The sequence below is a fragment of the Bacillus sp. URHA0034 genome (genome assembly GCF_056280405.1).
Genome location: NZ_JBWCDK010000002.1, coordinates 4,055,102 through 4,081,242, shown reverse-complemented (window position 1 = coordinate 4,081,242; position 26,141 = coordinate 4,055,102). Strand labels below are relative to the sequence as shown.

17 protein-coding genes and 1 pseudogene are annotated in these 26,141 nt (G+C 39.6%); 1 reads left to right on the top strand and 17 read right to left on the bottom strand.

Annotated elements, in window-relative coordinates; translation table 11 throughout:
- Nucleotides 1–78 precede the first annotated feature (78 nt).
- From ACZ9EE_RS21605 to ACZ9EE_RS21545, 13 genes and pseudogenes are all read right to left on the bottom strand, one after another.
- Nucleotides 79–1,740, bottom strand: a complete 1,662-nt coding sequence (locus ACZ9EE_RS21605; protein ID WP_476030424.1) for an ABC transporter substrate-binding protein — start codon at nt 1,738–1,740, stop codon at nt 79–81.
- Nucleotides 1,741–1,993: 253 nt separating this feature from the next.
- Nucleotides 1,994–3,526, bottom strand: a complete 1,533-nt coding sequence (locus ACZ9EE_RS21600) for an alpha-N-arabinofuranosidase (RefSeq protein WP_476030422.1) — start codon at nt 3,524–3,526, stop codon at nt 1,994–1,996.
- A gap of 172 nt (nt 3,527–3,698) precedes the next feature.
- Entirely contained in the window at nt 3,699–5,675 is a 1,977-nt protein-coding gene (locus ACZ9EE_RS21595; RefSeq protein WP_476030420.1) for a glycosyl hydrolase family 28-related protein, read from the bottom strand.
- A 112-nt stretch (nt 5,676–5,787) separates the two neighbouring features.
- Nucleotides 5,788–6,717, bottom strand: coding sequence for a carbohydrate ABC transporter permease (locus ACZ9EE_RS21590; protein WP_476030418.1), 930 nt, complete (start codon nt 6,715–6,717; stop codon nt 5,788–5,790).
- 11 nt (nt 6,718–6,728) lie between these two features.
- Nucleotides 6,729–7,598, bottom strand: coding sequence for an ABC transporter permease (locus tag ACZ9EE_RS21585; RefSeq protein ID WP_476033041.1), 870 nt, complete (start codon nt 7,596–7,598; stop codon nt 6,729–6,731).
- A gap of 252 nt (nt 7,599–7,850) precedes the next feature.
- Nucleotides 7,851–9,515 carry an ABC transporter substrate-binding protein gene (locus ACZ9EE_RS21580; RefSeq protein WP_476030416.1) on the bottom strand — a complete coding sequence of 555 codons (1,665 nt, stop codon included), beginning with the start codon at nt 9,513–9,515 and terminating at the stop codon, nt 7,851–7,853.
- 80 nt (nt 9,516–9,595) lie between these two features.
- The gene (locus tag ACZ9EE_RS21575) at nt 9,596–11,395 is read right to left on the bottom strand and encodes a sensor histidine kinase (protein WP_476030414.1); all 1,800 of its coding nucleotides are present in this window, start codon (nt 11,393–11,395) and stop codon (nt 9,596–9,598) included.
- A 5-nt stretch (nt 11,396–11,400) separates the two neighbouring features.
- The gene (locus ACZ9EE_RS21570; protein WP_476030412.1) at nt 11,401–12,972 is read right to left on the bottom strand and encodes a response regulator transcription factor; all 1,572 of its coding nucleotides are present in this window, start codon (nt 12,970–12,972) and stop codon (nt 11,401–11,403) included.
- A 381-nt stretch (nt 12,973–13,353) separates the two neighbouring features.
- A pseudogene (locus tag ACZ9EE_RS21565) lies at nt 13,354–14,504 on the bottom strand (family 8 glycosyl hydrolase).
- 28 nt (nt 14,505–14,532) lie between these two features.
- Nucleotides 14,533–16,032 (bottom strand): xylulokinase, encoded by a 1,500-nt coding sequence (xylB, locus tag ACZ9EE_RS21560; RefSeq protein ID WP_476030410.1) that lies wholly within the window; start codon nt 16,030–16,032, stop codon nt 14,533–14,535.
- An 87-nt stretch (nt 16,033–16,119) separates the two neighbouring features.
- On the bottom strand, nt 16,120–17,454 hold the full coding sequence (gene xylA, locus ACZ9EE_RS21555; protein ID WP_476030408.1) for a xylose isomerase: 1,335 nt from the start codon (nt 17,452–17,454) through the stop codon (nt 16,120–16,122).
- Between the two features lie 224 nt (nt 17,455–17,678).
- The gene (locus ACZ9EE_RS21550) at nt 17,679–18,317 is read right to left on the bottom strand and encodes a YesL family protein (protein WP_476030405.1); all 639 of its coding nucleotides are present in this window, start codon (nt 18,315–18,317) and stop codon (nt 17,679–17,681) included.
- A 106-nt stretch (nt 18,318–18,423) separates the two neighbouring features.
- Nucleotides 18,424–20,574 (bottom strand): glycoside hydrolase family 52 protein, encoded by a 2,151-nt coding sequence (locus ACZ9EE_RS21545; RefSeq protein ID WP_476030403.1) that lies wholly within the window; start codon nt 20,572–20,574, stop codon nt 18,424–18,426.
- Between the two features lie 158 nt (nt 20,575–20,732).
- Between ACZ9EE_RS21545 and ACZ9EE_RS21540 the strand changes: the two genes are divergently transcribed.
- The gene (locus ACZ9EE_RS21540; protein ID WP_476030401.1) at nt 20,733–21,893 is read left to right on the top strand and encodes an ROK family protein; all 1,161 of its coding nucleotides are present in this window, start codon (nt 20,733–20,735) and stop codon (nt 21,891–21,893) included.
- Between the two features lie 171 nt (nt 21,894–22,064).
- On the opposite strand, the gene ACZ9EE_RS21535 is transcribed toward ACZ9EE_RS21540, so the two are convergent.
- From ACZ9EE_RS21535 to ACZ9EE_RS21520, 4 genes are all read right to left on the bottom strand, one after another.
- The gene (locus ACZ9EE_RS21535; protein WP_476030399.1) at nt 22,065–22,889 is read right to left on the bottom strand and encodes a phosphoenolpyruvate hydrolase family protein; all 825 of its coding nucleotides are present in this window, start codon (nt 22,887–22,889) and stop codon (nt 22,065–22,067) included.
- Entirely contained in the window at nt 22,886–24,118 is a 1,233-nt protein-coding gene (locus ACZ9EE_RS21530; RefSeq protein WP_476030397.1) for a Tm-1-like ATP-binding domain-containing protein, read from the bottom strand. Before ACZ9EE_RS21530 ends, ACZ9EE_RS21535 begins: the two co-directional genes overlap by 4 nt.
- 97 nt (nt 24,119–24,215) lie before the next feature.
- Nucleotides 24,216–24,572: a cupin domain-containing protein gene (locus ACZ9EE_RS21525; protein ID WP_476030395.1), complete on the bottom strand. Its 357-nt coding sequence runs from the start codon at nt 24,570–24,572 to the stop codon at nt 24,216–24,218.
- Between the two features lie 54 nt (nt 24,573–24,626).
- Nucleotides 24,627–26,132 (bottom strand): extracellular solute-binding protein, encoded by a 1,506-nt coding sequence (locus tag ACZ9EE_RS21520; RefSeq protein ID WP_476033040.1) that lies wholly within the window; start codon nt 26,130–26,132, stop codon nt 24,627–24,629.
- Between the last annotated feature and the right edge of the window lie 9 nt (nt 26,133–26,141).

Here is a 26,141-nt window from a genome sequence, read left to right as displayed (position 1 = left end):
AACTCTGTTTTTTACTAGTATTTAATTGGATCACTCTTTAGCCTACTCAATGCAGGCCCTCTCACAGAATACTTTATCCTACTTTTGCATCGCTAATTTAACCCGATCTTTAACCACTTTATTCATCGTTTTTTCATATGATTTAATATCGAGCGTATTGAATTGTTTCACATACTCATCCCAAAGCGAATTAAATTGGGACGGTTTTGCTAATACCAATTTAGCCATATATTTCTTTTCCAGGTCCGTGGCCTTCTGGTCGAAAATCTGGGCCGGAGAACCTTGTTCAAGCGGTGCGCTCCATGCCGGGAACCACGGGCGGTCTTCCGGTTTCGCAAACAGGTCGGAGAATACTTTTAAGCCGTATGCGTCCAATAATTTTTTATCACCCTCGGTGTAGGAAGCTTGCGCCACTTCCTGTTGTTGTGCCGGGAGCCAAGAGTTACCATCCTTGTAAAGTCCACCACCAACAGGCCAATACCAATCAAAGGTTGTAAAGCCAAACTTGTCATTAAATTTCGGATCTTGGGTTTTGGCAATTTCCTCCGGAGTACGATAGAATCTGCCTTTATCGTTGACTTCATAAGTCTGCCCCTTAATACCCCACTCAACCAGCTTTTGATTGTCTTCTTTACAAAGAGCGTCAAGATATTTGATAATCCGGACAGGATCTTTCGCACTGACGGTAATCCCGACACCGCGATTGTTGACAAAAGTCGGAGGGTCGATATAGGCATCTCTTATGCTGGCATCAAAGGTAATTGGCAATGCCATGTAACGCAAATCGTCATTGCCGGCCTGTGTCAGACTATTTAAAGCCTGGGCAGCCTGCCATTGATAATCAAAGAATCCCAGGACACGCCCTGAAGCAATCTTCGCAAGATATTCGTCATAATTGGAAACGAATGCTTCTTTATCAAATACCCCTTTAGCATTAAGATCATTTAATTTTTCCAGATAGGTTTTCATCCAATCCTTGTTGGCATAAACAGAGGCTTCCTGTGTCTTGGCATCGACAATAGTATTGGCACCATCATTTCCATAACCGGCTGCATGCCTCGCACCATCACGGATTGTAAATCTCCAATCATAGTTTAAGGATGTATAGCCGATCGTAGGAGAACCATTCGTCTGGGGATGTTTTTTCTGGAAGTCTTCTATTAATTTGAAATATTCATCAATTGTCTTTACTTTTGGATAGCCTGCTTCCTTCAGGACATCACGACGGATCCAGAATGCACTTTGCTGAATATCCGGGTATGCTGCATATCCCTGGTTCGCGCCAAATGGAATAAAATAAATTTTCCCATCCTTCGGATCTTTCATTTGATTTAAGTAAGGGCCGTACAATTTTTTAAGATTCGGGGCATGTTTATTAATTAGGTCAGTTAAATCGATAAACCCGCCTGCTTGTACGACTTTATCGATCCCTTGATCGGGAACAAGAAGGTCTGGATATTTTCCGCTAGCAATCATGGTACCTATCTTAGTATTAACGTCACCCACAATATGTTCTACCTTGAAGTTAACGCCTGTTTGTTTCTCAAGCTCTTTTCCAATTGTTGTTTCGTTTGTATTCAAGTCTTTCCCTGCTGCACCGGCATTAAAATAAGTAAAGGTTACAGGTGATTTGTTATTCTTGCTGGAACTTGTACTTGCACTTTGATCTTTCGTACATCCTGCTGCAGTAAATAACATCGTAGCCATTATTGGCACAATTAAAAGGTTCCTCTTTTTCATTTGCCATCCCCCTTCGCTTTTTTGTAAGCCCTTTCATTATAAAATGTAAGTGTTTACAGGAATACCTTAAAAACTTTAGCTTATACTTTGAAAAGCTTAGTTTTTTTTAAAATCAGACTTTTTTTAACTATTTTTAATGAGGAATACTCCAGGTATACGGTCCTAGTTTATAATAAGTCGAATAGTGTTTTATGAAAATTTTTATCCAAATATAATTAAAAACCCTGAAGATCCATTCTTCAGGTTAGTCATTTTATTTAAACGATATTTCTATTGCTAACAAAGATTTTGCTGGCAATACCATGGAAATCCCATTTTCCTGGACCTTAATATCCTTAAAATTACAAGGTTTTATTTGGTCTGGTTGTTCAAACGTGTTACAGGTATTCATCGCAGCAGCTGTTAAAATCCGAGCATTAACATTTGAAATTCCATTTTCCCCTTTTAAGATGCAAGTGATTTCTTCGCTATGATTTGGATTAAGATTACACAATGTAATATGAACTTTTCCTTCCTGATCACGCGAAGCAGAAGCGTTAATAACAGGAATACTCGCATCACCTAATAGGTAATCACTTGTTTTTAAATCAAGTGGAATTAGGGTCGAATCCTGATGATCTTTATACAGTTCAAATACATAGTATGTCGGAGTTAAGAGCATATCGGGTCCATCAGTCAGAATTAAAGCCTGCAGAACATTAATTAATTGCGCTATATTGGCCATTTTAACCCGATCACAATGATTATTAAAAATATTAAGAGTAACCCCGGCTATTAAAGCATCACGCAAAGTATTTTGTTGAAATAAAAATCTTGGATGTGTCCCTGGCTCGGGTTCGTACCATGATCCCCATTCATCGACAACTAGTGCGACTTTTTTATCTGGATCATATTGATCCATCACATTAGAGTGATTGGTAATGAGTTCATCCATATAAAGTGTTCTTTGCATGTATTCAAACCACAAGCTTTCATCGAATTTCGTTGCACTAGTATAATTAAGACGATTTCTTACATAGTAGTGAAGACTAAGTCCCCACATTTGCGGTCGATAGTATTCCCAAACAGAATGGATTGGTTTATCATGTGTTGAATTTTTCAGTTGCTGTGTCTCCGTCATACATTCACGCATAATTACTTCTGTCCAATGGTAATCTGCTTCACTGGGACCACAGGCAATTTTAAGGATATTATTCCCGGAGTAATTATTGACATAGGTCTGGTATTGTCTGTACTTTTCGGCATATGTTTCTGCTTTCATATGCCCCCCGCAACCCCAGTTTTCGTTACCTACTCCAAAAAACGTAACCTTCCAAGGTTCATCCTTACCATTTTTTTTTCTTAAATTGGCCATTGGGGATTGACCATCAAAGGTCAAATACTCAACCCATTGCTGCATTTCTTGTACAGTACCGCTGCCAACATTACCACAAATATATGGTTCAGTCTCAAGTTGTTCACACAAATCCATAAATTCATGTGTACCAAAATGATTATTTTCTACAACATGTCCCCAGTCTGTATTAACCATGCACGGCCGATCTTCACGTGGTCCAATCCCATCTTTCCAATGGTAATTATCAGCAAAGCATCCTCCAGGCCATCGCAAATTAGGGATCTTGATTGCTTTTAACGCTTCCACTATATCACTTCGGATTCCACGAATATTAGGAATAAGGGAATCATCGCCAACCCAAAGTCCGTTATAAATACAGCGGCCAAGATGTTCAACAAAATGACCATAAATATGTTTACTTATTACATCTTTACCTTTGCGTAAATCCAAATCAATAAATGATGTCAAAGGTATTTCCCATCCTTTCGCTTCTCCCAAGGCACAAAACGCAGAATTATATATTTTGTGCCTTGAGCTATGTTCAGTAAGTTTAGTTTTATACTGTCTGCACAAGAGGAATCATTCAGAAAAGCTAGCAGTTGAATAGCCTTTGGATACCAAATTAGCAGTTTACGTGAAGGGTGCCAATCTCCTGATCCTTGATAAACAGTTTCCCGTCGATTAGAGCAGAGTTGGTAAAAGGTGTTGGCCCAATACTGAAACAGTGTATCCCGTTAATGGTCAGGTTCTTGCAATTCTTGATTATGGTTGCATTGGGATGCTGAATCTCGATGGCCTGTACCCTATATTGGAATAGATTAGCGATTTCGAGATCCCAACAATTCTCGATGTGGAGCGAAGAGGCATATTCGCTTCCAAGGTTCTCTTCTGTCTGCAGCGCAACAATCTTCCAGTTGGAGACGTTCTCCAACACTACCTCCACATCGAGATGGTGCTCAATGGAAACCATCCAGATCTGGCCCGGAGCAGAAGTATTGCTGATATGCAAGCCATCCCTGGTCCAAACGTCGGGCATCCAAATGTTCTTGAACACCCCCGCACCATCGTCGTGGATATAAATACCGTAATAACGGCCGCGGCCTTTCTTGGTGTCGCCATGACCGCCAAAGTCAAAGAGGCAGTCTTCCATGATGGAGGATGGGTCGCCCAGCCATTCTACCTGAATGACACCTTTGTTCTTACCCCCATCGAAACAGATGCCGGAAATATGGTTCAAACCACCCTTTGGAATTTTGAACATGGTGGCAGGAGCTCGATCGTTGTCAAACCCCGTGGAATGATCCTTCAGTATTAGTCTGGTCTTCGAACATTGAAGACCGAGAATGGCCGTATCCTGCTTCAGTTCAAGTCCTCGGGTGATCAAATATTCACCCTGTGGCAGATAGATTGCCTGATGCCTGGCAATGGCGCTCTCAAACACCTCAGTATCATCCGTTACACCATCACCCTTTGCCCCAAAATCTTTGATGTTGACCCAATCCGAAAATGCAGGCATTGGTACATAGTCGGGACTCGACGCATCTGGAAGACTTTCTTCCGGCTCAACATTATATCTAAAATCAAAGCGGCGGTTGATGTCCTGATTGTCCACATCAATACGTAAGCCCATGTCGATGTTTACGCTGTAGCACTCCTTAGTCGGCTCGATGTGGGGCACGCCGATGTGGTGGTTATACTGATATCCGAAGGATTCAAAGAACCTCGGCACATTCTTGCAGTAAATTTCGCTTCCGTGCAGCCAGTTCTGCGGATATCGCACCATGTTCATACTGATGCCGGCTTCAGTCAAATTTTCCAGGCGGCAATCCTGCATATATAACCGCTCAAATTCCTCAATGTAGTGGTTGTCCCGCTCCTTGTTGGGAACGTACACACCGTAAGGGGCATTGGAGAGAGTGTTTCGCAGCATGGTCATGCCAGCGCGATAAGTCGAGATGCATGCCTTGGACTGGCCGGAGAAAACACAGTCGCCCAGATAGAAAGGCCAATAAGGGACGGTTTCACCGGTGAGAATGCCGAATTGTCCGCCAAAGAAGCGACAGCGTTCCATTTCGTTACCGACCATCTCAACAGCTGCACGATTGTCTTCCATGTAGAAGTCAACATCTTCTATGGAACAAAGCTGAGCCACACGGAACCGGCAAGCAACCAGCCCAGGGTTACCCTTTCCCAGTTTGAAGTCTATGTTCCGGATGCCGCTATAAAAAGTGGTGTTCTGTGCATCACGCAGCTCTTCACCGGGGCCCGGTTTATTCACCCGGAAATGAAAGATGTATTTGGAATCCGGTCCCTGAAAGCCCGGAGTATTTTCCGCCACAGTGAATACCGGACGTTCGGTTCCAAAACCGATAAGGCGGATGCCACGCCATAAATTCACCGTGCCCTCGAAACGATAGGTGCCTTCCGGGATAAAGATAATTCCGTTATCTACCTCCGCTTCCAGCTTGTCGATCACCGCCTGCATAGCGGCTGTATTATCACCTTTACCGCTTGCGTCAGCGCCGAACTCTTCCGCCGAAAATACATAGGCCTTCGGATCATCCGGTTGAACAGGAAAAATTGATTCGCCATACTCCAAAGTCATTCATCCTTTCTCTGTATATTTACTTTTAAAAAATACTTCAAAAAAAAAGGACATTTAGTCCTTTTTTACACTTTTCACTGGTATTGCATTTAGGAGTTTTATAGTATCAGCCTTTAACCCCACCAAGTGTTAAACCTTTAACAAAATATTTTTGCAGAAACGGATAGACCATGATAATCGGTAAGCTGGCAATAATCGTCATCGTTGCCCGAATCGAAGTAGGCGTTACCATGTTTGCCTGGGCAGTTGTATTCGCCATGGCATCAGACGCTGTTTTCCCCGACATCGAGGCATTCGAATTTTGCAAAATCTTCATCAACTCGTATTGTAACGTACTTAAATTTGAATCTGAGGAATTATATAAGAAAACATCGAACCAGGAGTTCCATTGACCAACGGCGACAAAGAGCGAAACCGTTGCCAATACCGGCAAGGACAACGGAAGGACAATCTTGATAAAGGTAGTAAAATCACCTGCGCCGTCGATTTTCGCAGATTCGAATAAACTATCAGGAATTCCTTCAATAAAGGAGCGAATAACGATCAGATTAAATACTCCAATAATACCTGGGATAATATATACCCAAAAGCTATCCAATAAACCAAGGTCTTTGGTGAGTAAATAATTCGGAATCAGACCGCCGTTAATATACATCGTAATAACGAAGGCGATCGTCACGAATTTGCGGAGGACATAATCTTTTCGGCTAATGGTATAAGCAACCATTGCCGTACAAAGGACGGAAGTCAGTGTTCCGATTACCGTTCTTAAAACTGAAATAAAGAAGGCATGAAAAATACTGGCCTCGCCAAATACATACTTATAATTTGCCCAGGTAAATATTCTTGGGAATAAAAAGATTCCGCCCTTTAAGGAATCAGTGGCTTCATTCAAAGAAACAGCCACCTGGTTTAAAAATGGGTATAGCATAACTATGCAAAGAAAAATCATAAATGTATAGTTAAAAAAATCAAACAGATAATCGCCTGCTCCGGAATAATTTTTTGTTGCTTTAAAGAATTTCCTTTGTTTCATAAGTCTCCCCCCTAAAACAGCCTTGGCTGATCAAACTTTTTAGCGATATGGTTAGCAGTAAACAGGAAGATGAAACTAACGACTGTTTTAAAAATACCTGCTGCTGTGGCAAGTGAAAAGTTGCCCATTGAAATTCCGTATTTTAATACATATATATCAAGGTTTTCCGAGTAGTCAAGGTTCATTGGATTGCCTAGTAAATATTGGGCCTCAAAGCCAGATTCCAAAATATAACCCAAATTCATGATCAGCAAGATAATGATGGTTGGTTTTAAAGACGGAAGTGTAATATACCTGATTCGCTGCAGCCTGGTTGCACCGTCAATATCTGCTGCTTCGTATTGTTCCGGATCAATCATCGTAATGGCGGCCAAATAAATGATCGTATTCCAGCCGACATTTTTCCAAACATCGGAAACCCCGTTAATTCCCCAGAACCAAGTTTCCTTTCCAAGCCATAGGATCGGCTGATGAATAATACCCAGTTTCATTAATACAATATTGACAATTCCCGTATCTGTGGAAAGAGAATAAGAAATGATGCTTGCCGCCACCACCCATGAAAGAAAGTGAGGCATATAGCTGATGGTTTGAACGATTTTCTTAAATTTGCTATGTCTGATTTCATTTAAAAGCAGGGCAAGACTAATTGCGGTTACAAACCCCAATACAAGATTAATAACACTCATGCCCAGCGTATTACGAAGCACCCGGTAAAAGTTTGCGTCATCGAATAAAAACTTAAAATGTTTTAATCCAGCCCAGGTTTGATCAAACATGCCTAAAGCTGGTTTATAATCCTGAAAAGCAATGCTCCAGCCCCATAAAGGGACGTACTTAAAAATAAACAACCAAATCAGGAATGGAATACTCATGGCCATAAGTGCCTTTTGGGTCTTCAATCTTTTGAGAAATAGCCCCTTTTTCTTATTAGACTGAATGGAAACTGAAGATTGAATCAACTCATCAGCAACTTTCGTTTCTGCCTGCATTACTAGCCCTCCCTTAAGAAAAGTACTAAGTCCGTTTTCCTTCAAATGTTATAAAGCTTCCCGTGATTAGTGTCTACTAAAATGGTCAAGGCCGATATCTTTGTTTTTGCAAATATCGGCCTTGAGTGCATTCTCTTTATCCTACTTTTGCTCAGCTAATTTAACCCGGTCTTGAACTACTTTATTCATTATTTTTTCATATGGTTTAGAATCTAGGGCATTGTATTGTTTCGTAAACTCATTCCATAGAGAATTATATTGTGACGGCTTAGCTAATACCAATTTAGCAAAGTATTTCTTTTGCAAATCCTGGCTTCTCTGGTCGTAAATTTGGGCCGGAGATCCTTGCTCAAGCTGTGCGCTCCATGCCGGATACCACGGACGGTTTTCAGGTTTCGCAAACAGGTCGGAAAACACTTTTATGCCGTATGCGGATAATAATTTCTTATCCCCTTCGGTATAAGAAGCTTGCGCCACTTCCGGTTGTTTCGCTGGACCCCAGGCGTTGCCATCTTTGTAAAGTCCGTCACCGACAGGCCAGTACCAATCAAAGGTCGTAAAGCCAAACTGGTCATTAAATTTCTGATCTTGGGCTTTTGCAATTTCTTCCGGAGTACGATAGAATCTGCCTTTGTCATTGACTTCATAAGTTTGTCCCTTAATTCCCCACATAACTAACTTTTGATTTTCTTCTTTACAAAGTGCATCTAAGTATTTAATGATTCGAACAGGATTTTTTGCACTAACAGTAATACCAATACCGCGGTTGTTTACAAAAGCTGGCGGATCGACATAAGCATCTCTTATGCTGGAATCAAAGGTGATTGGTAATGCCATGTAACGCATATCGTCATTGCCGGCTTTTGCCAAACTATTTAAAGATTGGGAAACTTCCCATTGATAATCAAAGAATCCCAAGACACGTCCTGAAGCTATTTTCGCAAGATATTCGTCATAATTGGAAACGAATGATTCTTTATCAAATACTCCTTTAGCATTAAGGTCATTTAATTTTTGAAGATAATTTTTCATCCAATCCTTGTTTGCAAAAATAGAGGCTTTTTGTGTCTTCGTATCGACAATAACGCCGCCATCATTTCCATAACCGGCAGCATGCCTTGCACCATCACCTACGGTAAACCTCCAATCGTAGTTTAGTGATGTATAGCCGATCGTAGGAGCACCATTCGTCTGTGGATGTTTTTTCTGGAAGTCTTCGATTAGTTTGAAATATTCATCCGTTGTCGTAACTTTTGGATAACCAGCTTCTTTCAAAACATCACGACGGATCCAAAACGCGCTTTGCTGAATATCCGGATATGGGGCATATCCTTGGCTGGCACCAAATGGGATAAAATAAATTTTCCCATCCTTCTGATCTTTCATTTGATTTAGGTAAGGACCATATAATTTTTTAAGATTCGGGGCATATTTATCGATCAGGTCAGTTAGATCAATAAATCCTCCTGCTTGTACCACTTTATCGATCCCTTGATCGGGAACAAGAAGGTCTGGATATTTTCCGCTAGCGATCATCGTTCCTATCTTTGTATTAACGTCACCCACAATGTGCTCGACCTTAAAGTTTACTCCGGTTTGTTTTTCAAGTTCTTTACCAATGGTGGTTTCATCGGTATTCAGGTCTTTTCCTGCGGCACCGGCATTAAAATAAGTAAAGGTTACTGGTGATTTGTCATTTTTGCTGGAACTTGTACTTGTACTTGCACTTTCATCTTTTGTACATCCTGCTGCAGTAAATAACATCGCAGCCATTAATGGTACGGCCAAGAATTTCTTGTTAATCATTTGCTAACCCCCGTTTCTTTTTAGTTACATGTTAATTATAAAATGTAAGGGCTTTCTCGAGTACCTAAAAACTATAGTTGTTACTTAGTAAAGTATAGTTTGTTTTGTGAAATTTCATTTTTTTTGTCTGTTATACTCGTCTTATAGGGGATTTTCATTGTAACAATGGTTCCTTTTCCCTTCTCGCTATCCACATAAAAGTGAAATTGGTCCGCGTAGTACAGCTTCAAACGATAAAACACATTCTTTATACCCACACTTTTTCCCATTTCATCTTCATTTTTTAAGGAGAAGAGTATCTGTTCCTTTTTATCTTCAGGCATTCCTACACCATTATCCATGACGATACAAGTTAAGATATCTTGATTAACTGTGACTTTTACACTAATTTTCCCATTTCCCTTTAAAGGCTCTATTCCATGAATACTAGCATTCTCAACAAATGGCTGGAGAGCCATATTTGGTATCATGCATTGTTCTGCAGCCTCATCTATATCAATTTCATATTCTAGCTTTTCACCAAATCGGTATTTTTGGATTTCAAGAAAACTAACGACCAGGTTTGCTTCCGATCGGACCGTTACCATGTCTTTTCCCCAAGTTAAGGAGTTACGAAAAATTTTGGCCATATTATGGATAATATTAGCCGTCTCAATCTCCTCTTTCATTAAACTTCTCATTCTGATCGTTTCAAGCGCATTGAATAAAAAGTGCGGATTGATTTGACTTTGCAGAGCGCTAAGCTGAGCACGATTTCGTTTAATCTCCATCTCTTGCTTCTGGATATTAGCGATCAATACATCTTGAATCAATTCCTCAATTTTCATTACCATGCGATTAAACTCACTTGTTAAGATTCCTATTTCATCTGTATATTCCGGATCGGGAATCTTTTCAAAATTTTGATCCCCCATCTTTTTAACATGTCTAAATATGCGCTGTAACCTTCTTAAAAAGGATCGATTAATTAAAATAATGATAATAGTAGGAATGATGATATTGATAAAAGCCAAATAGAGAATAAAGCGCCCCGATTTGTTAACGGTATTAAGCATCGTTTTTTCGGAGAGAGTTCCGACCACCTTCCAGCTTTGAAGGTAGGCTTGGTCCAAGTGGGTCGAATCAAAGAGCACCGTCTTATTTGTGTTTGAGAGCTGACTAAATGGGGTGTGCTTATCTCTCCATGCTAAATCCTTTTTCGTTGAATACTGAATTTGCCCCTTGTCATTGAGAAGATATACATCTCCTTTAAAGGTAACATTATTGAATATTTTATCGATGGTTGCGGGATTAATTTCGATTTTTACAATCTTTTGTCTATTATTAAAGTTAAAGTAATCAAGCTTTCTTATAATACTGAAAGTTGATGTTTGGTTATCAAGTATTGAATTCAATACGATAGGAGACGTATTATTCTTTTTCATTAATTGTTTATACCAAGCCAATTTTTTGATTTCCTCTGTTAATGGATAGACACCGCCCGAATAGATAATCGTGGGGTTATCCGTATAAAATCTTATCGAATTGATTGAAGGATTAATAGGGCTTGATTGGTTAAAGGTTCGTAAATAAGTATCATAATCATCCACATAAGCCACATCTGAAGGGTAATCTCTCTCCAGGAATAAATTAATATTGGTATTGGTATAAAGAGAGGAAGATATCCCGACGGCATCGTCGATAATCTTCCCAAAATCATTACTTATTTGGTTCAATGCCAGCTGCGAGTCGTGCATTTGCTGCTGTTTTACATTTTTTATCGTAACCGTGTAAAAAATAATATTGGTTAAAACAATCGGAATAAAGACTGAAAAAATATACATAATCAATAATTTTTTACTTAAACGCACATTATGAAAACTGAATTTCACTTTTTTCATGGTAATCACACTTTTCTTTTTTCTAGGAGTTTATTCCGATATTCAGAGGGAGTTATTTTTTCAAACCTCCCAAACATGGTCACAAAATAGTCAGTATTATTAAAACCTACTCTTTCCGCAATTTCATATATTTTCAGTTCTGATTGCCTCAACAGTTTTTTCGCCTCATTAATTCTTACCTGCAATAAATAATCTTTAAAGTAGATCCCGTAGGTTTTCTTAAATAACTGGCCTAAATAGACAGGATTCATAAAAAACTTTGCGGCGATGGATTTCAAACTGATATTCTCCCGATAGTGTGAGTCTACAAATTGTTTAATTTTATGAGCCTCACCATCTGCAGATTGTTTGCGAAGGATTGTGATCATTTCTTTACTTTCTAACACAAATTCAAGAAATTGTTTCCTAAGTTGTTGTAATGTTAAATTATAGTTTTGCAACTGAAGCATTATCCGGAAGTTTTTTAAATTCGATACTTCCCCTTCCATGTTTTTAATAATTTTTAAAATGGCGTGAACAAATCGATTGATGGATGCCTTCACTGCTACTTGAGCCATTTTTTTCGAGGCAAACTGAAGGAAAATTTTATCTATTGTTTCCATAATGGCCATCGTTGTATTTTCTTCTATTTGCTCCATTAATAGATGGTAATAGGAATCCTCAAGTTCTGTATAGGTAATCACTTTATTGTTCTCGATCTCTTTTGATAGAATAATATTTTTATCTTCATACACATACTTATACTCGCGTGCATTTTTGGCTGCTTCGAACGAATCTCTTAAGAAATATAATTTGGGAACAGCAGGACCAATATAAAAGGTAACCTCTTGAGGCATACTACTTGTAAGCAATCCATAAATCCACTTCACAAAATGACTAATTTGCATTTGGAAACGACACAGATAAGTGGAGGGAATTAACAATCCATAGCTCCCTTGTTCTAACTCTTGAATAAATACCCCCACCTGTGGATCACATATATCGCGGATGATACTAGTGATTTTTTCCTTCACTTGAATTTCTGGAGATTGAGGATGTCCATTTACCTCCAAAATCAGATAATAATATTCGGCAGCACTGCTCAAAGACAGTTCTCTTGAGAAAGCGTAAGCGTCCTCCTCATTGACTTTTCCATAAGTCAGATTTTCAAGAAAAACGGCCTTCTTTATTTCGATGTTCCGTTCAAGAACGAGCTTTTGTTCTGTTATTGTATGGGAAAGTGATTGCAAGGTCTCCTCGATTTCTTCCTGATCAATCGGCTTTAGGATAAAATCATGAACACCGTAACGTACCGCTTGTTGGGCGTATTTAAAATCACTGTGACCCGAGATAATAATAAATTTAGGATGATATCCCTCTGTTTGCATGACTTGTTTAATTAACTCTAATCCATCTAAGACCGGCATTCGGATATCGGTTATGACGAGTTCGGGATTTACTTCATCAATAAGTGCTAATGCATCTTCACCATTTGCTGCCTCTCCTGCAACCCTAAATCCACATGCTTCCCAATCTATTAAACTTCTTAATCCTTTCCGGAAAAAATTTTCATCATCAACTAAAATCACTTTATGCATTGTCTATTCAACTCCAATTAGATGAAATTAGCATTTTGCGCTTTAAACACCTGAATCTTAAGCGCTTTCATAATAAAAATAGACGTATCCCACACCTGATATTATTACTAATGTTTTATTGTTATTGCTGTTGAAAGACTAATAAATAAAGAACAATTTATTTATTCTCATTTTACCATGGAACATAGTTTAGCGGTTAGACTATCAGAAAGTTTTTTGGAATTTAATGAAATTTTCAAACGATTTAGCCCCTCAAATTCAATACTTGAGAGGCTTCATTTAATGTCCTATATTTTTAGTTTCTATGTGAATTGACAACAAAAAAAGAATACTCTTCGTATTAATAAATACGAAGAGCATTCTTTTAGTTTATCTATTGACTTAATAAGGCACCCAAATTTTATAATTGCCGCTTAATGCTAGCAAACTGAAAAAATACAAGCAGTTATCATAATACCGTCTTTCCCCAGTTCGAACAGGAGTATTCCAGAATAATTTCACCCAATTTAAACGATCTGGACCATCTGCGGCAAGGGACGCCATCGCATTTGTCGCAAGCAAACCAACTGGATGGAGAGATTTTTCCTCAAATGGTTCTCCAGCAATCGTATAACGCCGGTAATCAACAGGATCCTTATCGGCAAAAAAGGCCTGAATCTTATTCGCTTCTTCCGTTTCCCATGCATCCCCTCTAAACCACTCATAATCAAGACCGATATTAGCAGCAACACGATACGCATCACTGAAGAAATGACCATAGCCCTTTTCATTGTTTGGCGTGCCATCATAATAGGCATATTCAGGGGCTAAACCTGTTTCAGGATGACAGGATATCTTCAAATACTCCCTGCTTGCTATGGCTGCATCCTTCCAGAACGGACGGTCCTCCTCATAAGCCCATAATGCAAACAATTCATAGAAATGGGGTAAATGATAGGATGGATCAGAGAACTCACAATCAGGGATAAATTTAATTAATTTGTTATCCGGATTCCACATAGGGTAGCCCAGACCGTCTTCACCGTTATGAAGGCAAGTCCGGAGAATGTTCTTTGCTTGAAAGCTATAGTTAAAAGGCTCCGGACCATCTCCCCAGCGGTGGGAGGCAAAGAATAAGGCCATCGCAAAGAACTCTTCCCCATCCGGTGCAGGACCGTAAGCATTTTTCGTACCATCAGGCTGGCAAGACCAGGCAAAGTAACCTGCGTGTTCCCCAGTAGTCATGTACATGTACTTCATTGTCCAGTTCCAAAGCCGGTCAAACACATCCTTATTATCCATTTGTACCGCCATCATCATTCCATAGGACATGCCCTCCGTCCGGACATCGAGGTTTCCGGTATCGAGCATATACCCTAAATCATCGCCGACTGGATAATAGATTCTTGTCTCTTCATCACCGTAAAAAGTTCTTCCCAATTATCCTTTATTCTTCGATTAATTTCTTCCTCTGTTTTGCCGATTTCTTTGAAGAGATTTCGATATTCCCCAGTGTAAAAAGAGCCATCTTGCTTTTCAACTAGCTTTGTCATATGTCCCCTCCACCTATCGATCTACTACTTATCTTCTAAAATCCTTTAATTGATCATTAAGCACCTTTGTTTGTGTATAAACTTGTTGGTAAATAGCAAATAGTTTTTTATAAGCCTCTACATTTTCCTCAATAGGATAATAGGTTTTTGACGTTTGAATAAACTTCTCTGCACACTCTTTCAATGAAGTAAACCAGCCACAGCCATAAGCTGCTAACATTGCTGCCCCCATACCTGGACCTTGTTCGCTAGTTAGCTTTTCGATTTTGGCATTGAAGATATCCGCCTGCATCTGCAGCCATGTTTCATTCTTGGCACCGCCGCCAATGGATATGATTGAATCAATCGTTTTTCCACTGTTTCTAAAAATTTCGATGGACTCGTTTAAAGAGAATGTGATTCCTTCAAGGACCGCACGAGCAAAGTGCTTCCGTTCATGGCCAGCATCAATTCCAATAAAGCTGCCGCGGATATTGGAATCAGCATGTGGTGTTCTTTCTCCTACTATATAAGGAGTGAATAATAAGCCATCACTTCCTGCAGCTACCCCATCGACACCTTCTAAAAACTGATCAAAGGCTTCTTCTTTAGCAAACGTATCTTTAAACCAACTTAAGCTATAGCCCGCAGCAAGAGTAACCCCCATCGTGTAATAAGTATTTTCCTCACCATGGTTAAAATAGTGAACTTTGCCTTCAAAATCTAGATCGTTTCTTTCTTCATATGAAAGGACAACACCAGAAGTACCAATGCTGCACAATGTTTTACCTTCTGAAAGAATTCCTGAACCGATTGCTCCACAAGCATTATCTGCTCCGCCCGCAAACACCTTGGTTGCTTCTGATAATCCAGTGCTTTGCGCAAATTCAGCTGTAACCGTACCAACACAAGCATGGGATTCTACCAGCGGCGGACAAAGTTCAGGAGCTATACCAAATAGATTTAAAATTTCTGGGCTCCACTCACGTTTACTTACATTTAACAACAATGTTCCGGCTGCATCCGAATATTCCATATGAATATTGCCGGTAATCCGGTAACGCAAATAATCCTTCGGAAGCATGAATACGCTTGCACGTTTGAATGTTTCAGCCTCATTCTCTTTTACCCAAAGGATTTTTGGTAAAGTGAAGCCTTCCAATGCCGGGTTCTTCGTAATCTCAAGAAGCTTCTCCTGACCCACAACCTCATAAATTTCCTGACACTGCTTCGTGGTTCTTGTATCATTCCAAAGAATCGCATTTCGGAGAACATCATTGGATTCATCTAATAATACCAATCCATGCATCTGTCCCGAAAAGCTGATTCCCTCTATATCTTTGACATCTCCTTCGAATGCTTGGATTAGTTCGGCCAGTCCCTCTGTTGTTTTTGCCACCCATTCCTCCGGATTTTGTTCACTATAACCTGATTTTTCGATGATTAATGGATAAGATTTAGAAACCTCCTGGGCTACTTCACCTTTTTGATTAACAAGTAGAATTTTGACAGCGCTTGTACCAAGGTCAACACCGATAACGTATTTCATCTTACTCGTCCCTTCCTATAAAAATGTGCTGGACAAGAAACTTCCAGCACATTTTTTCACTTTATTTTGTTATGTTCTTCGTTGTTTTTATCGAACCGCTACGTTTGAAAGCGTCTCTAATAGATACTGGTTAAGTGTAGCTCTTAATACTTCTGTTCTGCCTGAAGTATTCTTGATTTCTGTTAATCCAAGTGCATACTGTTCTAATTCACGGAAATTCGTTCTGCCTTCAACGATGTCTAAACCGATACCTTTTGTAAAGCTGCTGTAACGGTCCTCAATGAAGTTTTCGAATACACGGTCTTCCAGTAACTTGTTTGCTACTTTTAATCCGATTGCAAATGCATCCATTCCAGCGATGTGAGCATGGAATAAATCTTCTGGATCGAAAGAGCCTCGGCGTACTTTTGCATCGAAGTTCGTACCGCCTTTTCCTAGACCGCCATTTAGAAGAATTTCGTACATTGCTAGTGTTGTAGAATATAGGTCAGTTGGGAATTCATCAGTATCCCAGCCAAGTAATGGATCACCTTGGTTTGCATCAATCGATCCAAGCATGCCATTAATACGGGCAACACGAAGTTCATGTTCGAATGTGTGGCCAGCTAATGTTGCATGGTTTGCTTCAAGATTGAACTTGAAGTAATCTGTTAAGTCATATTTTTGTAAGAAAGCAAGTCCTGTTGCTACATCAAAATCATACTGGTGTTTTGTTGGCTCTTTTGGTTTTGGCTCGATTAAGAATGGAACGTTTAATCCGATTTCTTTAGCATAATCTACAGCCATGTGGAAGAAGCGGGCTAAGTTATCTTGCTCAAGCTTCATATCTGTATTTAATAATGTTTCATATCCTTCACGGCCGCCCCAGAATACATAGTTTTCTGCGCCTAGTTCTTTCGCTACTTCTAAGCCCTTCTTCACTTTTGCAGCAGAGTAAGCAAATACATCTGCATTTGGAGAAGTTGCCGCACCATGTGTATAACGTGGATTTGTGAACATATTAGCAGTATTCCAAAGAAGCTTTGTCTTGCTTGTCTTCATGTATTCTTTAATCATGTTAACGATGATATCTTGGTTTTTGTTTGATTCAGCTAATGTGCTTCCTTCTGGAGCAATATCAACATCATGGAAAGCAAAGAATGGAACATTTAATTTTTCAAAAAGTTCAAATGCTGCTTCAACACGCGCTTTTGCTAAATCAAGTCCTGTTAAGTGGTTCCAAGGACGAATTGCAGTACCTACGCCGAATGGATCTGTTCCGTCTGCTGTAAATGTATGCCACCAGGTGACAGAGAAACGTAGTAATTCCTCCATTGTTTTTCCGTTGATTACCTCTTGTGGATTATAATACTTAAATGCTAAAGGATTAGTTGAATTTGCGCCTTCAAATTGAATGTTTTTTACATTTTCAAAATAAGCCATGGGTGGATTCCTCCTAAGGTTTTTCGGTTATAGACTTGGTCTTGTAAATGCTTACATGTCTTTTAATCTCGTAGTCTCTAACCTAGGTTTAACTAGATTATAGCATCCTCAACTTCGTTTGTCTATCGGATAAACAAAGATTTATAGAAAATTTTTGAATAAATTTTGACAAAGAAAAAAGCGGTCCCATTTTTGCGGCGACAGCTTTTTCGGTAGTGAGTTTATTAATTTTGTCCACTAAGTTTTTTTTGTTTAGCTTCAATCCGATTAAAACTTTGTTTTGCCCCAGTCATCAGCATGAGAGAGAATAAACTTATGCTAAAAAACGGAACAATCCCAGGAATAGAACGATACAGGATGCCTATAAGGAGCGTTACAGCAATCATCAAAATAGTGATATGCATGTTTATGATTCCAATATAAAAGGAATTTTTAATATACTGAATCAGGCGTAATTCGTAATGAACATAAACAGGAAAAAGATAAAGCATGGTGATAAAATATAAAATCGCAACAATCACAAGCGGGATGGAAAGCACATATTGTATCGTTCCTCCAACCGTAATCAGATACTTGAAATCGAAATACAGGAACATCCCGATCAACGCCATTACCCATCCAAGCTGATTGGATTTGACAAACTCTTTTTTATAAGTATTTAAAAAGGTACGAAAGATTGGTACATCCGTCTCATTCATCAACCATTTTCTTAAAATGGTAAACAATGCGACAGATGCAGGGGAAATGCCGAGAAAAATAAGACCGCCTAATGAAAAGAGCACCCATAAAATATTTACATAGGCTAGTTTCATAACCCACTCACAACCTGTGTATGCCTTGCCAACTACCCAATTGAATTGCATGTTCTTTCACCTCTTGATGAGTACTATCTTTATTATAAGGCAAGTATAGCATTACTTCTATTAAAAAATAGGACTGTCCAGTTACTACCAGACAGTCTCGATTCCTTTATTCAGTCATTGCAGAAGCAACTAATGGTGCGGATTTCTTACTTTCCTCAAGCCATAAAATACTTGTTACTCCACGCGGGTAATATTTACTTCCGGCGATTTCACCAGAAATAATTTGATCGCTCCAGCTCCAAACAGATAGAGTTGGATGGGTGAGCCAAGCAACATGGGCTGCATCTGCCTTCGCTCCTTTTTCATCCCACTCGAGCCCAAGAATTTCACGGGCAATAAACTGGCTCAAGTAAACCTTACTTAACCAGGAGTTATTGCTTGTAGATGAAATCTTCCAGCCGCCGTCTTCAAACAAGCAAATACCCTCAGTTAATACGGTAGTTAAGTGCTTTTTCAATACCTGGATGTAGGTGCCAAAACGGCCATTCGGATCCAATGCTTCTTTGTTGTTTGTATAGTAAGGGAAAATCAGTCCTTCAATGGCTGGAATAATTTTCGAATCGTTCCCTTCCTTAATAACCGCAGGGATATAGCCGCCAGGCGTCATATGGCCAGATATTGTGGATGCACATTTTTCAGCTAACTCTGCAGCCTGTTGAGACAAGTCAGCTAGTCCATTCTCTTTAAAGATTTTCTCTAACGCCACATAGGAAGCCCATGTCTTGCCGGCTAAATAAATATTATTTCTTGCCTGACCTAGCGAAACATCTAAGCTATCATAAGTGGTAATCTCTGCCCCACCCATTACGCGTGTAGAGTCGAGACCCATAATACCATCACGCTTATCTGCTTCAGGATGATCACGATTTATCATGCTGTCAAAGCAGCGGACGAATACATCTAAATTCGCTTGTAACCACTGTACATCTCCTGTTTGTTCAACATAAACAGCCGCACACAATACCCAGTTTACTAACTGTTCATATGTCATATGGGAGAAACAGCCGTCCAAGCCGTATAGCTCATAGGAAGAATAATGCGGACGGGAAACTGTATTGGCAACCCCCATATCATGGGTAAAGCTGATACCGCCAGGATATTCTGTTTCATCCCCTGGGAAACGAACTTTATCTTCATAACTAAATCTGCTGACAAACATATCCAACTCATTCTTAACTGTCCAAGGGTTCATTTTTAACTCAAAGAAAATTTGGTCAACAGTTAAGTCAAAGGTGTTCATCATTCGATATTCACCTTCGTTAACAACCCAGAACGGTTCTCCATCGACATTAAGCAATTGGGTAGATCCATAATAGCTGCGAATCGAATGAATCAGCATGAACTTTTGATCATCTGATAATTCAGCATCACTTACTAAACGATTGGAATCTTTAGCAACCGCTGTGAATGAATCAAAATTTTCTAAAGCGTATGCTGCCACTGCTTCGATATTTGAAAAATATCTTGTGTAATAATACGATGCATCTAAACCGGCTGTAACCAACCCTCCGCGATAGAAGCAGACAGCAAATTTGTACGTGCGTTTTTGTCCGGCTGGAACATCCATCACTAATGCACCAACAGGCCCTAACCCGAAGGTCCAGTTTTCTTCAAACGGTGTGGTCAAAATATTCTCCAAACTAAAGTGTAAAGCTGATTTCACTTCAGGATCATTGGACGCGATTGCTGTTAGTCGCCCTTGTCCAATACCAGCAATCCCGTCACAAGTATCATCTAATCGGCGCATCGAGCTATATGTATCACTGCCTTGGTAACCAAAAAAGGCACGGCGGCTATTCTTTCCTTGAGTATTATCAATGGTGAGCTCTGCCCAAACCGCTGGGATTAACGTATTTTTTAGCTCTTCCTCAGATGCCGCAGCTGGATCTGGTACGGATTGCACTTGAGAATAGACGGTGAAGGTTAAATCGCCCGCCTTCCATGAATCGGTTCCTAACTGAAAATCCCGTTCTACTTTTCCCTTCTCAAAAGGTAAAATGATGCGCGGCTTATCTGGGTTTGGATCCATATTTTCAATATCATAGCGCTTACTTTCATCATCTTCTAATTCAAAAAATGGAAGTGCTTCATAGATTCCTTCACGTTCTGCCGATTCAACACCCACATAGACATTTTTTCGTGGTGAACGGCCAAGCTCTAAATCCAAGCCTCCGCCGTTCCTGTAAAACCCAAGGGTAAAGCTAGAAAATGCTCCGATTGGTGAATGATGTGCGTTGAAAAACATGTTTTTCGTCAACTTGTTTCCCTACTTTCTCCAATAATATTGATTAAAGAATATATAGCGAATCTTAACTTACGACCTCATTATATCATCACTCTCTTTGTTTGTATATCCAATAAACTAAGTTTATGTTAAAATAGATTTACAATAACGAACGTGGGGAGATTTGTTAATTGACAACGATTACATGGAACCAACAAGTGGTGAAACGAAATAACAAATCATTGGTACTGCAAATGATAATCGATAAAGAACCGATTTCACGCGCTGACATTGCTCAGGTAACCGGTTTAAATAAAGGCACCGTTTCCTCCATGGTGAATGAATTATTAGATGAGGAGCTTATTTATGAATCAGGTCCAGGTGAATCCAGCGGCGGCCGTCGTCCGGTCCTTCTTCACTTTAATAAGACGGCAGGATATGCCATTGGGATTGATGTTGGTGTTAATTACATCCTTAGTGTTTTAACCGATTTAAAGGGCAATATCATTATTGAAAAAAACCAACTGATTCAAGATTCTAGTTTTTCAGTTGTAAAAGAAATGGTTAAAACAGGTATCCATACCATGCTTACTGAAATGCCTCCAAGCAAATATGGCATAGTTGGTGTGGGTTTGGGTGTTGCTGGAATTGTGGATAAAGAAGGTATGATTTTATTGGCACCCAACCTAGGCTGGAAATACGTAACTTTAAAGTCAGAAATTGAGGAAGTATTTAAACTTCCAGTTATCATTGAAAACGAAGCAAATGCCGGCGCTTATGGGGAAAAACAATTTGGTGCAGGCCAAAATCACGAAAATATCATTTATATTAGTGCCGGAATCGGTATTGGAGTTGGAATTCTCCTGAATGGTGAGTTGTATCAAGGAAATAACGGCTATTCAGGAGAATTTGGCCATATGATAATCGAGGTAAACGGAAGACCTTGCAGCTGTGGAAGTAAGGGTTGCTGGGAAATGTATGCTTCAGAACATACTCTTTTAAAAATGGCCAACGATAATGATGCTACACTTGAATCATTGATCCAATTAGCTGAGAAAAACGACGAAGATACACTGGAGCTGTTTAAGGAGATTGGCCTCTATCTGGGGTATGGCATTAATAACATTATAAATACATTTAATCCTGAGCAAGTCATTATCGGTAATCGATTAGCTAAGGCAAAGAAATGGCTTGAGGCACCTATTAGAAAAACCATTGAAGATCATGCCTTGTCCTTACACCAGAATGAAATGGAAATTCAATTTTCATCCTTGTCCAGTTATTCAGCTGCATTAGGTGTTGCTGCCTTCGTGACTCAAAACTTTATTAAAGACGGGAAAAGACAGCTGTAGTTTTTATTATGATTGGCTACTTTATTTTGAAATATTAAAATATCCTCTTTATGTTCTGCTTTCATTTATTCCACCTTCACACCAAGACAGGGAGACCGTGTTTTTGGGTCTCCCTGTCTTTTATATGGATTTCAAGCGGGAATTCAATTTCCAAAGGGATTTGAAGTAATTTTATAAGATATCCTTAAATTTTCTTACTTGCTCAGTGATAGCTATTTCTGTTGGCAGACGCTCCATACTAGATGCTCCAAAAAAGCCTGCCACACCATTTGTTTTTCTCACTACATATGCTGCATCTTCCGGTTCAGAAATAGGTCCGCCATGGCATAAAACAATTATATTCGGATTGACTGATTTTCCTGCATCATGTATTCTTTGGACAAGATCCACTGATTGATCCAGTGTTAATGCTGTCTTGGCTCCAATTGCACCTTTAGTCGTTAAGCCAACATGTGCAACTAAAACATCAGCTCCCGCATTGGCCATTTTTACAGCATCTTCTTCATTAAAGACATAGGGAGTAGTTAATAAGCCAAGCTTATGCGCTTTGCTTATCATTTCGACTTCTAGATCATATCCCATTCCTGTTTCTTCAAGATTTTGTCTAAAGATTCCATCACATAGCCCAACTGTCGGAAAATTTTGCACCCCTGAAAAACCCATACGTTTTAAATCCTCTAAAAAAACATCCATAATTCTAAAAGGGTCCGTACCACAAACACCTGCTAATACGGGGGTATTTTCAACAATTGGCAGAACCTCTCTTCCCATGTCCACCACAATTTGATTGGCATCTCCATATGGCATTAATCCGGATAACGATCCCCTTCCTGACATGCGGTACCTGCCAGAATTATATATAATAATTAAATCCACGCCACCCATTTCAGCACATTTAGCTGAAAGCCCAGTTCCAGCTCCCGCTCCTACAATAGCTATATTTTCGTCAATATTATTCCGTAGACGATGAAGAATCTCATCCCTAGAAATTGTCATTTTACAGACAACTCCTTTCTTAAAATACTTAATAAATGCTCGACAATAAGTTCGGAAACAGAAGAATCATTAATGTCCTTATTGGTCTCGATTAAAGGAATATCCATTCGTAAGTTTTCCTTAATACCTGCATAAAGTGCTTCTCTTTCCTCCACCCCATCAAACGCTTGGGAGGCCTGATCGATTAACGATACCCCGCCCTTTGGAAAAATGACAACAGTCGGAGATTTTGCGTGATTCAATTTCTTTGCCAGAATTTCCCCTAACCTTTGATTTTCTTCTACTGTTGTTCTCATTAAGGTAGTAGTTGGATTATGCTGGTAGAACTTTCTACCCTTAAACTTTTCAGGTACTGACTCAGGTGGACCAAAATTAACCATATCGAGTGCCCCTACAGAAACAACTTGAGGTATTCCTACTTTTCCTGCAGCTTCTAAGCGGTTGGGACCTGCAGTGAAAATACCACCTACTAATTCGTCCGCTAATTCTGTGGTTGTAATATCAGCCACAGCTTTTATGAAACCCGCTTCGATTAACTCCTCCATCGCAAGACCGCCAGATCCTGTTGCATGAAAAACTAATATATCGTACCCTTTTTCAACTAGAATCTCTTGCACTTTTGTAACGCATGGAGTTGTTACACCAAACATCGTCATGCCTATTGTTATTTTATCCTCTGTTTTCTCAGGCTCAGAAGCAATCCCTTTAACCATGCCAGCCATTGAATAGGCAGCATTGCCAAGGATACGGCGTGATAGTTGGTTAATGCCGGCAATATCTATGACTGAATACATCATCGTTACATCTTTTACCCCCACATAGGGCCTTGTATTTCCAGATGCAACAGTGGAGACAAGTAATTTCGGAATACCAATTGGAACTGCCTTCATTGCCGAAGCCCCGACAGTTGTTCCAGCTGTCCCCCCCATACCAATAATACCGCTAATAAGGCCTTGGGCTAATAATTTTTCCACAACCTTGGCAGCCCCTTCAGCCATTACGGTAACTGCCTTTCCTCTGTCCTTTTCATTTCTAAGTATTTCTAGAGTTGTTCCAGCTAATTTCGCCACCTCTGAACTAGGAATATCCGGAGAGATAACGGGGTGGTTAAGTACACCGACATCAACAAGCAAGGTTTCCACGCCCGACTTTTCTAGAATATCCCTTACATATTCGAATTCATTTCCCTTGGTATCCAATGCCCCAACAAGAACCACCTTCTTAGTCAAAACCATCACACCCCTTAAGAATAAAACTGAAGATGTGTAGTAAACCCATACTACACATCCAATTGTTACTAACCTAGAAGTTTATTAATATATGAATTTATTCTCCTATCGTAATGCGATTAGGGGCTGAATACGCAATAATCATTCGGCACGGTTCCCAGCTTGTTACTGTTGCATTATGTGATACACCTCTTGGAATCCTTAGCATCATTCCAGGACCAAGATGATGAACTTCTTCACCTAATGTATGATCGCATTCGCCTGAGAGCACAAAAATATATTCTTCGCAATTCGGATGTATATGCCTTGTATTGGCATCACCAGCATTAATATATACCATCCCAAAAGTCATTTCACAGTCTGGATCAATTTCCTGACCGCATAACCATTGAATTTTCCCCCAATCCATATCCAGTACGTGTTTTTTGTCTTGCAAATTAGTAATTGTCGCCATGTGCTCATCCCCTTTAGATTATTTTGAAGTTTCACCAAGAACTAAGAAAATATTTTAGTAGGAAGCTTCACGAGCCTTGTAGGCCTGATTCATTTCCTTGATAATTTTTTGATAGGTAGAATCCTTTTTCAATTCGCTAACCAGTTTATCCCAAGATTCGATAGGTTCTTTACCCATAATGACTTTAATTTTTAAATCATTGATTTTCTTATCATAGTCTGCTCCCATTGTTAATTGAGTTTCAGACACTAGTCCAATCGATGGATCGGGTACACTAATAGGTTCCTTTTCATCAATAATTTTCTTATTACGCTCAAATTTTTCTTTTGGCATGCCAGGTGCATACGCATACATGTACGGATCAAATTTCATAAACATTTTTCCAAATGCTCCAACACCAACGCTATCTTTAACAGCTTGTTCTGTAGTCACTTTAAAGCCATCCTCTTGTGTATAATGTGTTCCTTCAATCCCATACAGGGTAAGGGTTCCACCTTTTTCAGATGCACCATAATCGACTAGTGATAAAATTTTCTTCATCTTTTCTTCTGGTACTGCTTTTGGTATCGCAATACAGCCAATATACCCTCTATATTGCTCTGTATAAGCTTCTCTTCCTGGAGCACTAAGGGCTACTAATGGGAGCCAATCAACTTTTTGATCCCGTTTCCATTGATCATAGGTCCAACGCCATGTTGCCTCGATGGTTTCTGCTGTTATACCTGCTCGTCCGCTAGTTGCAAGATCCCAAAATTGATCTTCTTTCATGACTGCATAATCAGGTGGAATTAAGCCTTCTTTGTATAATTTATTTTTATACAATAAGGCTTCTCTTATTTCAGCTCCTAATGTTACGTCCACTAGTTTCCCATCAACTACTTTCCATTTTGCACGTGCACCTGTAAATACAGATTCCAACCAATAATCCGCACGCATGGTATACCCGTAAGTGTCTTTGCCATCCAGTTTAGCTTCCTTAAAGGCTTTCATTACTTGATATAATTCATCGGTTGTCTTAGGAACCTGAAGTCCCAGCTTATCCAACCAATCCTTCCTAATCGACGGAGTAACGAAACCATCTAAAGGACGAGCAACTGGAATAACATAACTCTTTCCATCAATGGAGGTATTTTTCCAAATAACTTCCGGATACTTCTGTAAGTTCTTTTGGTTTTTTAAATATGGGGTTAAGTCCCAGAACGCCCCCTGTTTAACAAGTTTTTGAAATACCGGGTTCGTTACATCATCAATTTTGATGAGGTCAGGAAGATCGCCTGAACTTAAGACTACATTTAACCGATCTAAGTAATCGGGTCCCGTCACCCATGTAATGTCTAACTTTGTATTTGTTTGTTTTTCTAATTCCTTTAAGACAGGATTATCCTTTGAAGGAGGCTGTGCAATGGTAAAGTCGGACATGATAGAAATTTTTACTGGTCCGCCTGAGGCCCCTTGCGATGAACTTTCACTAGCGTTTGAACATGCTGCTAATATCGTGCTAAGCAGCATTACCACAACTAAAAGAAATGATAAGCTATACCTCTTTGAATTCCCCTTCATCCCCACTTA